Genomic DNA, 12,614 nt, shown 5'->3' with positions numbered 1-12,614 from the left:
GACAATCCATGATCGCCGGGGGCCGTGCCTGCGCGTGTATCTGCCGATCCATAACGAATCACCATCACGGCTGAGTTCGGGCATCAGGCCCATAACGGCTGCGTCGGGCCGACCGCGAGAACGACGGAGCCCTGAGTCCCGGCCCACACAAGCGTCCGGCCGTGGGGGCGGGGTCAGGCCGCGGGGATCGTCACCGCGGTGGCGACCAAACCGTGGTCGACCGTCCACCGTCCCTCGAAGTGTCTGAGCAAGCGGCCGCCGACGAGCGGTCCGGGAACGAGCAGTTCGGCGCGGAAGCGGCCGTACGACACCCCTCCGGGGTCCGCATGGACCTCGATGTCCGCCTCCTCGAAGCCCAGCCACTTCCCGGTCAGGGGAAACCAGGCCTTGTAGACGGACTCCTTCGCGCTGAACAGCAGCCGGTCCCAGTGGACGGCGGGCTGCCGCGCGGCCAGCAACGCCAGGCGCTCCCGCTCGCCGGGGAGTGAGACGGAGCGCAGGACGCCGTCCGGGAGTGGGCCATGGGGTTCGGCGTCGATGCCGAGGGAGGCCAGGTCGTCGGCGCGGACCAGGGCGGCGGCGCGGTAGCCGTCGCAGTGGGTCATGCTGCCCATCAGGCCCGTCGGCCATTGCGGAGCGCCGCGCTCGCCGGGCAGCACCGCCTGCGGCGGCACGCCGAGCTTCTCCATGGCGCGGCGGGCGCAGGCGCGCACGGCGGCGAACTCCCGGCGGCGCTTCTCCACCGCCTGTGCCACGACCGCCTGTTCCTCGGGGTACAGCGGGGTCTGATCGGCCCCGTCGTCACCGAATGACTCCACAGTCACCACCGAGTCCGGGAGCAGATCAACGATCAACGGTTCCCACCTCCGGGGGCAGTATGCGGCGGAGCCTGCCCGGGGGCGGGCGTTTGCGCCACTCACGGGGATATCCCACGGACACCTGAACGGCACAACAAGAACACGTCCGACGGCATCCGGACAAGGCACGCCGGGCGGTCGAGAGTTACCGGTTGCCGCATGAGTGGGGCTGGACCCACCGGTAAAGGGGCGTAGCGGGAGGAGGCGAGAGCTGTCTGCCCTGCTCCATCGCATCAACACCTACCTGCTGCGGTGATCATGAACAAGTACAAGAGGCTGAACACGTGGAAGAAGGCCACACGGACGATGCGCGACGCGACGTCACGCCGCTCCTGCCGCTCCTGCCGCTCAGCGTCCCTTGTAGTTGATCTTCATGGTGTCCATGTCCGTCGCGGTGGAGCGCAGCCGCCCGTGGCCGTACCCGTGCTCCTTCAGCGTCGTCTCCGCCCGGTCCTCGGCGATCGCGGATGCCATCTCCTCGCCGTCCTCGGCGTCCGACACGATCACGTACCGGAAGCTGAAGTGCTTGAGCACCCTGTCGTAGGTGAGCGAACCCTCCTCGGTGAACTGCATCGCCTCCAGGCCGTGCTGCTCCACCTCGGCCAGCAGGCGGGCGCGGGTCTCGTCCGTGAGGCCCTCCCAGGTGCCGCGCACGATCACTCGGTAGGTGTGCTGGGTGCTCATCCCGTTCTGCCGCCTCTGTCGCATGAACCGTTGAGGATCAAGGCTACGACGGCGAGGCCGAGCCGCACGCGGAATATTGTCGCCGTCGACGCCGGTGGCGGGGCCTTTGCCGAAGTCTGACGGCGACGCCCCTGGTCGGGGCGGCTCCGAGAGTGTTCCATGGTCATCGGGGGCGCCCGGACCTGCGGCGGCCCGCGCGAGGGAGTGAGGTTGCTTTGGCCACGACCGTACGACGTGCCGTACTGACTCTGCCCGCCGCACCGCTGGGCCCGGAGAACCCGCTGCCCGCGCTGCGGCCGCTCGACGAGATGCATGTCGTCGACGACCGTGACCGGGCGGGGCTGCCGCGCGACATGGCACGGCAGATCGGCTACGAGCCGCTGACCACCGTCCTGCCGGTGCGCATCCTCGACGGGTACGGGCGCGAGCGGACCCCGACCGACCTGGACGCGATCGTCATCGAGAACGACCGGCTCCGGGCCACCGTCCTGCCCGGGCTCGGCGGCCGGATCCACTCCCTTCACCACAAGCCGACCGGCCGGGAGCTGCTTTACTCCAACCCCGTCCTGCAGCCTGCCGACTTCGCCCTCAACGGTGCCTGGTTCTCCGGTGGCATCGAGTGGAACATCGGCGCGACCGGCCACACCACACTGTCCTGCGCCCCGGTGCACGCCGCCCGCGTCGCCGCACCCGACGGCGGTGAAATGGTCCGCCTCTGGGAGTGGGAGCGGCTGCGCGACCTGCCGTTCCAGGTGGACCTGTGGCTGCCGGAGGACTCCGACTTCCTCCACGTCGGGGTACGGATACGCAATCCGCATGAGCACACCGCGCCCGTCTACTGGTGGTCCAACATCGCCGTCCCAGAGGGAGCGCGCTCCCGGGTCCTGGCGCCTGCCGACGAGGCCTGGCACTTCGGCTACGAGCGGACCCTGACCCGGGTGCCCGTGCCGGAGACCGGTTCCGTCGACCGTACGTACCCGCTGCGCAGCGACTTCCCCGCCGACTACTTCTACGAGGTGCCCGACGGCACCCGCCGCTGGATCGCCTCCCTCGACGAGGACGGTCACGGACTCGTCCAGACCTCCACCGACCTGCTGCGCGGCCGTAAGCTCTTCCTCTGGGGCAGCGGGCCCGGCGGGCGCCGGTGGCAGCAGTGGCTCACCGAACCCGGCACCGTCGGCTACGCGGAGATTCAGGCCGGACTCGCCCGTACCCAGCTGGAGCACATCCCGCTCGAACCGGGCGCCGAGTTCAGCTGGCTGGAGTCGTACGGACCGCTGACCGCGGACCCCCGTGTCGTGCACGGCGACGACTGGGCCGCGGCCCGCACCGAGACCGAACAGCGCCTCGCCGAAGTCCTGCCGCGCGCCGACGTCGACGCCGCGTACGCGGCCTGGCGCCCGCACGCCGACACCGAGCCCGGTGAGACCCTCGCCACCGGCTCCGGCTGGGGCGCCCTCGAAGTCCGGCGCGGCAAGTACCGGCTCCCGGGCACACCGTTCACCGAGTCCACCCTCGGCGAACAGCAGGCACCCTGGCTGCACCTGCTCGACCAGGGCGCCTTCCCCGAGCCGCGCCGTGTGACGCCTCCCGGACCCTCGCTCGTCTCCGCACACTGGCGCGACATGCTGGAGACGGCATCCGCCGAACCTCTCACCGAGTACCACCTCGGGGTCGCCCAGTGGCACGCCGGCGACCGCGCCCAGGCGGTCCGCAGCTGGGAGCGCGGTCTGGCCCTCGCCCCGTCCCGCTGGCCGCTGCTGCGCTGCCTGGCCGTCGCCGCCCAGGAGGGCGGCCAGCGGAACAGGGCCGCCGACCACTACGCCGAGGCGTTCGAGGACCTCTGCGCGGAACGCCGGGACGACGGCGAAGCCTGGACCGCCGCCACCACCGCCCTCGGCCATGAGGCGATCGAGGCGCTGCTGGCGGCCGGGCGGACCGATGAGGCCCGCACGGTCTGGGACGGGCTGCGCCCGGCGATCCGGCAGCGCGGCCGGTTCCGCCTGCTGGAGGCCAGGCTCCTGCTCGCCGAGGGCGACCGTGCGGCGGCCCGTGCGGTCTTCGACGAGGGCTTCGAGGTCGCGGACCTGCGGGAGGGGGCGGAGATCCTGGACGAGGTCTGGTCGGCGCTCACCGACGAGCCAGTGCCCGACGCGTACAACTACCGTATGCGCCCGAAGAGTTGACCGGAGACTCGCGGGAGTGAGCGGCCCACGTGCGAACGGCAGGTGAGGTGCCGGCGCGCGTGGGTACGGAGCGGCGTCAGGGGTTACGGAACCTGCCGGATCAGGCCGGCAGGTTCCGGTCGACGTACTCGAAGACCGAGCCGTCCGGGTGGACCGCGATCAGGTTCCGGCCGACCGGGGTCGGCACCGGGCCCGCGAGTATCCGGGCGCCGACGCGGGTGAGCGACTCATGCGCGTCGTCGACGTTCTTCACCGCGATCGTCGCCGTCACCTTGCGCAGGATCTCCAGCTCCGACTCGGGGCCACTCATCAGCAGAAAGCAGCTGATCGCGGCGACCGAGACGCCGCCGCGCTCGAAGCGCAGCGCCGGGCTGGCGGTGAGGTCCTCGTAGAAGGCCACCGCGGCCTCCAGGTCGTCGACGCAGATGCGCAGCGTGGTTCCCAGAATTTCCATGCGGAACAGGGTAGTTGGCGGGGCCGCGCGCTGTGATCGATTCCGGTGGCCGGCCCGGCCGCGTCAGGCGCGGCAGAGCACTTCGCCGTGCGGGACCATGAACCACGCGTCGTCCTGCCCACCCCAGGTGCGCCAGGCCGCCGCGATGTCGTTCAGCTGCTCGGTGGTCGCATGGCCACCGTCCACGGCCAGCTTGGCGTACACCGAGCCGACCGTACGGTCCGCCCACAGACCGCTCCACCAGACCCGGTTCTCCGGCGTGGCGAAACACCAGGCGGCGGCGGACGGGGTGATGTCGGTGAAGCCGGCCTGCCGGGCCCAGGAGAGCAGCCGCCGGCCCGCGTCCGGCTCGCCGCCATTGGTCCGGGCCACCTGCCGGTACAGCTCCTGCCACGCGTCCAGGACCGGCACTTCGGGGTACCAGACCATCGCCGCGTAGTCGCTGTCGCGGGCCGCGACGATGCCGCCGGGGCGGCAGACTCTCCGCATCTCGCGCAGCGCCTGCACCGGGTCGCCCACATGCTGCAGCACCTGGTGGGCGTGCACGACGTCGAAGGAGTCGTCGGGGAAGTCCAGGTCGTGGACGTCGGCGGTGGTGAACCCGACGTTGTCCAGGCCGCGTTCGGCGGCGACCTCGGCGGCCTGGTCCAGGATCTCTCCGGTGGTGTCGACGCCGGTCACCCGGCCGGGGGCGACCAGTGCCGCCAGATCCGCGGTGATGGTGCCCGGACCGCAGCCGACGTCCAGCACCGTCATGCCCGGCCGGAGTTCGCCGATCAGATAGGCCGCCGAGTTGGCGGCGGTCCGCCAGCGGTGCGAGCGCAGCACCGACTCGTGGTGGCCGTGGGTGTAGACGGCGGTCTCCTTCGGCATGGCTGTGCGTCCTCTCTCGGAGCGTGATGCGAAGCGCTGAGCGTGGCACCGACGGTACGCCGAGATGTCGAATCATGAGATGGGCGTCTTGACATTTGGACGACGACTCGATGGCTCAGACAGGCATCGGGCAGTAGACGGTCAGTGCCTCCGGTAGCTTGTCGATCACCAACTCCTTCTGGCTGTGCGCTACTTCACCGTCGTACGCATAGGGGGTTCCCGGGGTCAGGCCGGCGATCCGCACCCTGCGAAGCCGTACCGCCGCGTGGACGGGGGAGCGGCTCAACGGGCCCGCAATCGCAGCCGCGAGGAGGCGAAGACCGGGTGTGCGGCCGCCGTGCACCACCCGGACGTCCAGCAGTCCGTCCGCGAGGTTGTGGCGTCGGCCCGGTGCCGGGCCCACCCGCCGGAACAGGCCGTTGCCCACGAACAGCAGCCACAACGGCCTCCGCCTTCCTTGCAGTTCGGCCTCCAGCGGGCGTTCGCCACGCAGCACATGGAGCGCAGCCACGACGCCTGCCGGCCAGCCGCCGATGCGCGGCGCCCAGCGCTCGCGGGTCCGTACCAGCTCCGGATAGGCGCCCAGACTGAAGGCGTTGAGGAAATAGCCCGGCGCGCCGGTCGGCCCGTCCGGCCCCGGCCGGAAGCGGCCCAGGTCGACCCGTACCGCATCGCCTGCCGCCAGCGCGGCACATACGTCGTCCACCGTCTCGATGCCCAGGTCGTAGGCGAAGTGGTTGAGGGTTCCACCGGGGAACACCGCGAGCGGCACACGGTGCGCCGCGGCGACGGCAGCGGCGCTGTTGACCGTGCCGTCGCCCCCGCAGATCCCGAGAGCATGGCCCTGTCCGGCGGCCTTCTCCAGTTCGGCGGAGAGCTCGTCGGGCGCGCACTCCACCACCTCGGCGAGCGGCAGCGAGTCCCGCACCAGCGAGGCCGTGGCCGTGGCCGAGCCGGACTCCTGGTTGACGACGACCACCAGGCCCCGGCCGCCCGGCAGTGCGGGCGCATGGGCGGGCGGTCTGCCCGGCGCGGGCAGCTGCCCGCGCGTCGGTACGACACCGCGCAGCGCGAACGCGGCTCCTATGCCGAGCGCCGCACCGGCCAGCACATCACTCGGATAGTGGACCCCCGTATAGACGCGGGAGGCGGCGACCGCCAGCGCGAGCGGGGCGACCGCCGCACCCCAGCCCTTCGATTCGAGGGCGACACCCGTCGCGAAGGCCGCCGCCGACGCGGCGTGCCCGGACGGGAAGGAGGTGGTGAACGGCTGACGCGTGAGCCGTCTTATCACCGGTACGGCGTCCAGCACCGGCCGCTCCCTGCGCACCGCACCCTTCCCCACGGTATTGATCGCGGCCGAGGCCACGGCCAGCGAGACGACCCCGCGGAGCGCGGCGCGCCGGGCCCGGGCGCTGCCGCCGAGTGCCGCCATGCCCGCCGCGGCGCCGAACCACAGCAGCCCGTGATCGGCGCTGCGGCTCAGCCGTGGCAGTACGGGGCCGGCGCCCGGCCAGTGCCGGCCGGCCACGCTCCGGAAGACGGCGAGATCGCCCCGGTGCAGCCAGGTACGGAGTCCGGTGGGCGAGGGGACTGAGGACGCGTTGCTCGGAGACGACATGGGACTGCGGATACCCCTTTCGGCCGTGCCGAAGCAGCCGATGCGCTCGCGCGCGGCTCTCCGGACGGAGACAGTGGTCACATGGCATCCCACACCCCCTCCGCACACGATCTGCTCGACCGGCACGCCGAGGCGCTCCAGTTCTTCACGGACCGTGTGCATGCCGTGCGCGACGACCAGTGGTCCGCATCGACGCCGTGCACCGAGTGGTCCGTCCGCGATCTGGTCACCCATCTCACGTCCGAGCAGCTGTGGGTCCCAGCGCTCGTGACGGAGGGGCGTACCGTCGGCGAGGTCGGTGACGCCTTCGACGGCGATGTGCTGGGCGACGACCCGGTCACCGCGTGGGACCGCGCGGCGGCAGAGGCCCGCAAGGCGTTCGCGGCCCCCGGGGCGCTGAAGCGGACCGTGCATCTCTCGTACGGCGACAGCGCCGCCGATGCCTACTGCGCGCAGATGGTGAGCGACGCGGTGGTGCACTCCTGGGACCTCTCCCGGGCCATCGGCGCCGATGAACGGCTGCCGCAGGAACTGGTCGAGTTCACTCGGCGCGAGGTCGGGCCGTACGTGAAGGGCCTGTCGCAGACCGGCCTGTTCGCCCCGCCGGTCAAGACCGAGAAGGATGCGGACCCACAGACCGAGCTCCTCGCACTGCTCGGGCGGCAGGTCTGACAAAAGGGGCGGCAAACGGAGCATACCGACACACCGGCGGGGCGGCGGGGCGCGTCGGTGGCATTGCCGTCACAAGTGCGCGACGGCTAGCCTGTGTTCGCGATTCCGGCCAATGGTCGGAGTGTCGAACGCGAGAGGTGGGTGCACAACCATGGGGCGACTCGTCCCTGCGGTGACCAGAGCCCTGGACGTACTCGAACTCTTCCTCCACGGCGACGGAACACTCTCCGCGCCCGAGGTCACCCGCAAACTCCAGCTGCCGCGCACCACCGTTCACGAGCTGCTGACCACCCTCGCCGCCCGTTCGTACCTGGTGGCGCTCCCGGACCAGCCCGGCCGCTACCGCCTCGGTGTCCGCACCTATCAGCTCGGCAGCCGGTACGCCGAGCAGCTCGATCTCGCCGCCGAGGGCCAGCAGGTGGCCCGCGAGGTCGCCGAGACCTGCGGCGAGACGGTCCATGTGGCGATCCTGGAGGACACCGACGTCATCTATATCGCCAAGGTGGACTCCACCCATGCGGTACGGATGGTCTCGGCGGCCGGACGCAGGCTGCCCGCCCACTGCACCTCTGTCGGCAAGATGCTGCTCGCCACCCTGCCCGACCGGGAGCTCGACACCCGGCTCGACGGCCGCGAACTCACCGGCATGACCCCCAACAGCATCACGGACCCGGCCGAGTTGCGGACCGTGCTCACCGGCGTGCGGGAGCGGGGCATCGCGGTGGAGCACCGTGAGTCCAACCCCGATGTGAGCTGTGTGGCGGCTCCGGTGCGGGACCGGGCGGGCCGGGTCGTCGCAGCCCTCTCCATCTCCGTACCGATGATCCGCTGGAGCGAGAAGCGCGAGCAGGAGCTGGCGGTCCTCGCGGCGGACGGCGCCGGCGCCCTCTCCGCACGTCTGGGACACCACCGGAGGGAGCAGTGAGCGCGATGCGCCTCCACGTTGCCGTGCGGGAGCAGGCCGAGCTCGGTGAGGGCCCGACCTGGGACCCGGCGACCGGTCGGCTGATCTGGGTCGACATCCTCTCCGCCCGCGTCCACACGTACGACCCGGTGAGCGGCCGCCGCACGGTCATGGCCACCGAGCAGCATGTCGGAGCGGCGAAGCCGCGCGCGGGCGGCGGGCTGGTCGTCAATCTGCGCGACGGCATCGGACTCTACGACCTCGACGGCGCCTTCCGTTGGCTGGTGCACGACCCCGAGCCCGGGCGGCGAGGCAACGATGCGGCCGTGGCGCCCGACGGGGCGCTCTGGGCGGGCACCATGCGCTACGACGAGACGGAGGTCGGCGGCAGCCTGGCCCGCATCGCGCCCGACGGCACGGTCACCCCGGTGCTGCCCGTGGTGGCCTGCAGCAATGGCATCGGATGGAACCCGGACGGGCGGCTCATGTACTACATCGACACCCCGACGCGCCGTATCGACGTCTTCGACTTCGACGGCCGGCGCGCCCTGAACCGGCGGCCGTTCGCGACGGTCGAGGAGGGTGCGGGTTTCCCCGACGGGCTGACGGTCGACGCCGACGGATGCGTATGGGTCGCCCTGTGGGACGGCGCGGCGCTGCGTCGCTACACGGCCGACGGCGCGCTGGACCGGACCGTCGCACTGCCGGTGCGGCGCCCGACGGCCTGTGCCTTCGGCGGTCCGGACCTGCGCGACCTGTACATCTCCACGGCCCGGACGGGGCTCGCCGCCCCGCACCCGCTGTCCGGTTCGCTGTTGGTGCTGCCGGGCGCGGGGCAAGGGATGCCGGGGACGGCCTTCGCGGGCTGAGTCGGGCGACGGAGGTCCGGGGGAACTCGACCTCGCTGCGCGCTACCCCCTACTCGCTCATGAAGCGGCGCAGTGGGCCGGGCAGTCGGGAGCCCGGCGGCGACATGTTCGTGCCGGCGCCGTGCCGGGCCAGCAGGTCGAGCGCCAGTCGCCCCCGACGCACCCGCTCGCGGGCGGTGTCCAGCGCGACGTCACGCAGATGCGCGCCGTACGGATAGATGCCCGGCGCCCTGGACAGGCCGAACTTGAGATAGATCGGGGCGCCGCGACGGATCAGCTCGGCGGCCTCGTACATCCGCACATAGCCACCGAGGTCGTCCGGCGCCTCGATGTAGAGGTCCATCGGCGCGCCCGACGCCCTTCGGATCTCGGTGAAATGAGCAAGTGTCAGGTCGGACGGAATGTTGATCGAGTCGGCGCCGAGCTGCTCGTGGACCGCGAAGGAGGCCGGGTTCACCGGCCCGATGAGCGCTGACACCTTGAACGTCGTATCGGCGGGCAGCACTCCCCGGGTGCGCAGCCGGTGCAGCGTCCAGAGGACCCCTTCGTCGGCGACGAGCAGGCATTTCACACCCAACTCGGAGGCCCGCAGGGCGTCTTCGACACAGCCGGCCAGCGCGTCGTGGCCACGGGCACGCAGCCCCGCCCCGCCCGAGTCGGTACGGGTGGAGGCGCCCGTGTCCCAGCTTCCGCGCGGTCCGGTGAACAGGCAGAGTTCGACGCCCCGTTCGGCGCAGCCCTCGACCATCTCGGTGATCTCGGCGTCACTGAGCATCCAGATGCCGCTGCCCTGGCTGATCCGATGGATCGGTACATCGAGCCGGGAGGACTCCTTGAGGACGACGGACAGGGCCTCCGGGCCTTCGACGGACGGGACCTCGGTCCGCCAGGTGCCACCGTCGGGGAAGGCGTACGGAGATGTGTCGGCCGGGTCGGCGGCGGGCGCGCCCAGCCCGAGCGCGGTGAGCGCGGGCTCGCCGGGGCGACGGGCGGGGGAGTCGGACGAGGTCATGAGCGACCTTTCGTGTTCGAGATATCGGACGAGGTTCGGGTGAGCGGGTGTGGGGCGGTGCCGGTGCATGGTGTGAGGAGTGCGGTGGGGTCCGAAGGTGGGGTCCGACGGGGCTCTACGGGCGCAGCAGCACCTTGCCCGTCCCGGGACCGCCGCCGCCGACCAGTGCCACGGCATCGGCGAACCGCTCCAGCGGGAACTCATGCGTGATCAGCGCCGCCGGATCGAGCAGCCCGGCCGTGAACGCCCGCACCGCATAGGACCAGGCCGCCGACGGTGCCCCGAACACACTGCGCACGGTGAGCTGGCTCAGCGACAGATGCACCGGGTCGATACCGGCGGCACCCGGCGCGAACATGCCCGTGAGCACCACCCGGCCGCCGCGCCGCGCCAGCAGGCAGGCGTCGGCGGCGGTGGACGGCGCGCCCGCAGTCTCCACGACCAGGTCGTAGCGGCCGTGCAGCTCGGTGGCCTCCTTCGGGGCGCGGGCCTCGCTCGCCCCGAACGCCAGGGCCTGGCCCGCCCGTTCGTCCCGTGGGTCGATCACCGTCAGTTCCCCGGGCGACATGGCGGAGAGCAGCTGCACGGCGAGCAGTCCGAGCGTCCCCGCGCCCACGACGGCGATGCGCTCACCCGGTTCGGGTGTCCCCGCCCGCACGGCCGCCGCGACCACCGCGGCCGGTTCCAGCAGGGCGGCGGCCCGCAGATCCGCGTCGTCGGCCAGCGGGTGCAACAGTCTTGCCGGGACCACGACATGGTCGGCGAACGCCCCGGGCCGGGTGAACCCCGTCTCGTCGTACCCGGCCGTGCACAGCGACGTCTCCCCGCTCCGGCACCGCTCGCATCTGCCGCAGGACCTGAAGCCCTCGGCGACCGTCCGGCGACCGAGCAGCGCAGGATCGGCGCCCGCACCCAGGGCGTCGACCACCCCGGACCATTCGTGGCCGGGCACCACCGGGTAGCGGACGTAGGCGGGGTCGCGATGGCCGTCGTACACCTCGCGGTCGCTCATGCAGATCCCGGCCGCGGCGACCCGGACCCGGACCTCACCGGGGCCGGGCTCGGGAACGGGGCCGCTGGTCAGCCGGTGCTCGCCGGGCCGCTCGACCGTGACCGACCGTGAGTGGGCGCTGCTCACTTGGGCTTCCTCCTCTCCCAGCCGTCCGCCCACAGGTCGAACCGGGCCTGCTGCTGCGGGAATTCGGCGGCCGCGTCCACATCGAGCTCCACGCCCAGCCCCGGAGCGTGGGAGAGCTCGAAGCAGCCGGTCGCGGGGTCCACCTGCGGGGCGCCCTTGACGACCTTCTTGATGTCGGCGTCCGCGAAGTCGTTGAAGTGTTCGAGGATCTTGAAGTTTGGTGTACAGCCCGCGAGTTGGAGACTGGCGGCGGTCAGCACGGAGCCGCCCACATTGTGCGGTGCGATCAGCGTGTAGTGGGTCTCGGCGGTCGCGGCGAGCTTACGGGTCTCCAGGATGCCGCCGATGTGGCCGACGTCCGGCTGGATGATGTCGGCGGCCTGCGACTCGAATAGCTCACGGAACTCGGTGCGGTCATGGATGCGTTCACCGGTCGCGATCGGCAGATCGACCTTTCCGGCGACCTTGCTCAGCGCCTTGAGGTTCTCCGGCGGCACCGGTTCCTCCAGCCAGGCCGGACGGAACGGTGCCATCTCGTGGGCGATCCGAACGGCGGTCGACGGGCTGAACCGGCCGTGCATCTCCAGCATCAGCTCGGCGTCGGGGCCGATGGCGTCCCGTACCGCCTCGATCAGCGACACCGCGTACCGGGTCTCCTGCTGACCCAGCTCGAAGTGGCCGGTCCCGAACGGGTCGATCTTCAGAGCGCGGTAGCCGCGCTCGACCACGGCCCGCGCGGCCTTGTGGTACGCCTCCGGGGTGCGCTCGGTGGTGTACCAGCCGTTCGCGTACGCCTTGACCCGCTCGGTGACCTGTCCGCCGAGCAGCTGCCAGACGGGGACGCCGAGCGCCTTGCCCTTGATGTCCCAGCAGGCCATCTCGACGACCGCGATGCCGGACATCACGATCTCTCCGGCCCGCCCGTAGTCGCCGTACTTCATCCGGCGTACGAGGTCCTCCACGGCGAACGGGTCGGAGCCGGCGATGTGGTTGGTCTCCGCCTCGCGCAGGTAGCCGATCAGTGCGTCGGTGCGGCCGAGCATCCGGGTCTCGCCGACACCGGTGAGGCCCTCATCGGTATGGACCTGGACGTAGGTGAGGTTGCGCCAGGGGGTGCCGACGACGTGTGTGCTGATTCCGGTGATGCGCACGGGAGTTGCCCCTCGACGTGTTCGATATTTCGTCACTCGTTCGAAATTCTGGCGTGACCGTAATGACGCGGCGGGTCGAGTGTCAATGGGGCCGTCGGGTCCCGCTGCCGTTCCCGGTCGGGAGGGTGCCCCCGGGCAGCCCGCCTGCCGGGTGGTAGCCGGTGTGTCGCCCGGCCGGGCAAGCGGTGCCGCT

General features: G+C 71.5%; 12 protein-coding genes and 1 pseudogene. 4 read left to right on the top strand and 9 right to left on the bottom strand.

Features of this window, described 5'->3' with window-relative positions; genetic code table 11:
• Positions 1-173: 173 nt before the first annotated feature.
• From ACFYP5_RS23450 to ACFYP5_RS23440, 3 genes and pseudogenes are all read right to left on the bottom strand, one after another.
• Entirely contained in the window at positions 174-854 is a 681-nt protein-coding gene (locus ACFYP5_RS23450; RefSeq protein WP_389039214.1) for a 4'-phosphopantetheinyl transferase, read from the bottom strand.
• Positions 844-942 (bottom strand): annotated as a pseudogene (locus ACFYP5_RS23445) (metallophosphoesterase); the annotation flags it as partial. The gene ACFYP5_RS23450 and the pseudogene ACFYP5_RS23445, both read right to left, overlap by 11 nt.
• Positions 943-1,205: 263 nt before the next feature.
• On the bottom strand, positions 1,206-1,541 hold the full coding sequence (locus ACFYP5_RS23440) for a DUF6204 family protein (protein WP_389039211.1): 336 nt from the start codon (positions 1,539-1,541) through the stop codon (positions 1,206-1,208).
• Positions 1,542-1,756: 215 nt separating this feature from the next.
• On the opposite strand from ACFYP5_RS23440, the gene ACFYP5_RS23435 reads away from it, so the two are divergent.
• A complete protein-coding gene (locus tag ACFYP5_RS23435) occupies positions 1,757-3,727 on the top strand; it encodes a DUF5107 domain-containing protein (protein ID WP_389039208.1) in 1,971 nt (656 codons plus the stop codon).
• A gap of 100 nt (positions 3,728-3,827) precedes the next feature.
• On the opposite strand, the gene ACFYP5_RS23430 is transcribed toward ACFYP5_RS23435, so the two are convergent.
• From ACFYP5_RS23430 to ACFYP5_RS23420, 3 genes are all read right to left on the bottom strand, one after another.
• Positions 3,828-4,181, bottom strand: coding sequence for a VOC family protein (locus tag ACFYP5_RS23430; protein ID WP_030971888.1), 354 nt, complete (start codon positions 4,179-4,181; stop codon positions 3,828-3,830).
• A 63-nt stretch (positions 4,182-4,244) separates the two neighbouring features.
• Positions 4,245-5,054: a methyltransferase domain-containing protein gene (locus ACFYP5_RS23425; RefSeq protein ID WP_389039205.1), complete on the bottom strand. Its 810-nt coding sequence runs from the start codon at positions 5,052-5,054 to the stop codon at positions 4,245-4,247.
• A 115-nt stretch (positions 5,055-5,169) separates the two neighbouring features.
• Positions 5,170-6,675, bottom strand: a complete 1,506-nt coding sequence (locus tag ACFYP5_RS23420) for a bifunctional phosphatase PAP2/diacylglycerol kinase family protein (protein WP_389039202.1) — start codon at positions 6,673-6,675, stop codon at positions 5,170-5,172.
• Between the two features lie 81 nt (positions 6,676-6,756).
• On the opposite strand from ACFYP5_RS23420, the gene ACFYP5_RS23415 reads away from it, so the two are divergent.
• The 3 genes from ACFYP5_RS23415 (at position 6,757) to ACFYP5_RS23405 (ending at position 9,120) form a co-directional block, all read left to right on the top strand.
• A complete protein-coding gene (locus tag ACFYP5_RS23415; protein WP_389039200.1) occupies positions 6,757-7,347 on the top strand; it encodes a TIGR03086 family metal-binding protein in 591 nt (196 codons plus the stop codon).
• A 151-nt stretch (positions 7,348-7,498) separates the two neighbouring features.
• Complete coding sequence (locus tag ACFYP5_RS23410) at positions 7,499-8,272, top strand: IclR family transcriptional regulator (protein ID WP_389039197.1); 774 nt, start codon at positions 7,499-7,501, stop codon at positions 8,270-8,272.
• Between the two features lie 5 nt (positions 8,273-8,277).
• Positions 8,278-9,120, top strand: coding sequence for an SMP-30/gluconolactonase/LRE family protein (locus ACFYP5_RS23405; RefSeq protein ID WP_389039194.1), 843 nt, complete (start codon positions 8,278-8,280; stop codon positions 9,118-9,120).
• Between the two features lie 49 nt (positions 9,121-9,169).
• Here ACFYP5_RS23405 and ACFYP5_RS23400 read toward each other — a convergent pair whose 3' ends face one another.
• From ACFYP5_RS23400 to ACFYP5_RS23390, 3 genes are all read right to left on the bottom strand, one after another.
• A complete protein-coding gene (locus ACFYP5_RS23400) occupies positions 9,170-10,132 on the bottom strand; it encodes a hypothetical protein (protein ID WP_389039191.1) in 963 nt (320 codons plus the stop codon).
• A 115-nt stretch (positions 10,133-10,247) separates the two neighbouring features.
• The gene (locus ACFYP5_RS23395; RefSeq protein ID WP_389039188.1) at positions 10,248-11,270 is read right to left on the bottom strand and encodes a zinc-binding dehydrogenase; all 1,023 of its coding nucleotides are present in this window, start codon (positions 11,268-11,270) and stop codon (positions 10,248-10,250) included.
• On the bottom strand, positions 11,267-12,421 hold the full coding sequence (locus tag ACFYP5_RS23390; RefSeq protein ID WP_030916291.1) for a mandelate racemase/muconate lactonizing enzyme family protein: 1,155 nt from the start codon (positions 12,419-12,421) through the stop codon (positions 11,267-11,269). Before ACFYP5_RS23390 ends, ACFYP5_RS23395 begins: the two co-directional genes overlap by 4 nt.
• Between the last annotated feature and the right edge of the window lie 193 nt (positions 12,422-12,614).

This window comes from Streptomyces sp. NPDC005262 (genome assembly GCF_042872425.1).
Classification (GTDB): Bacteria; Actinomycetota; Actinomycetes; order Streptomycetales; family Streptomycetaceae; genus Streptomyces.
Note: the sequence above shows the minus strand (reverse complement) of the source record. Positions and strands in the feature narration are given on the sequence as shown.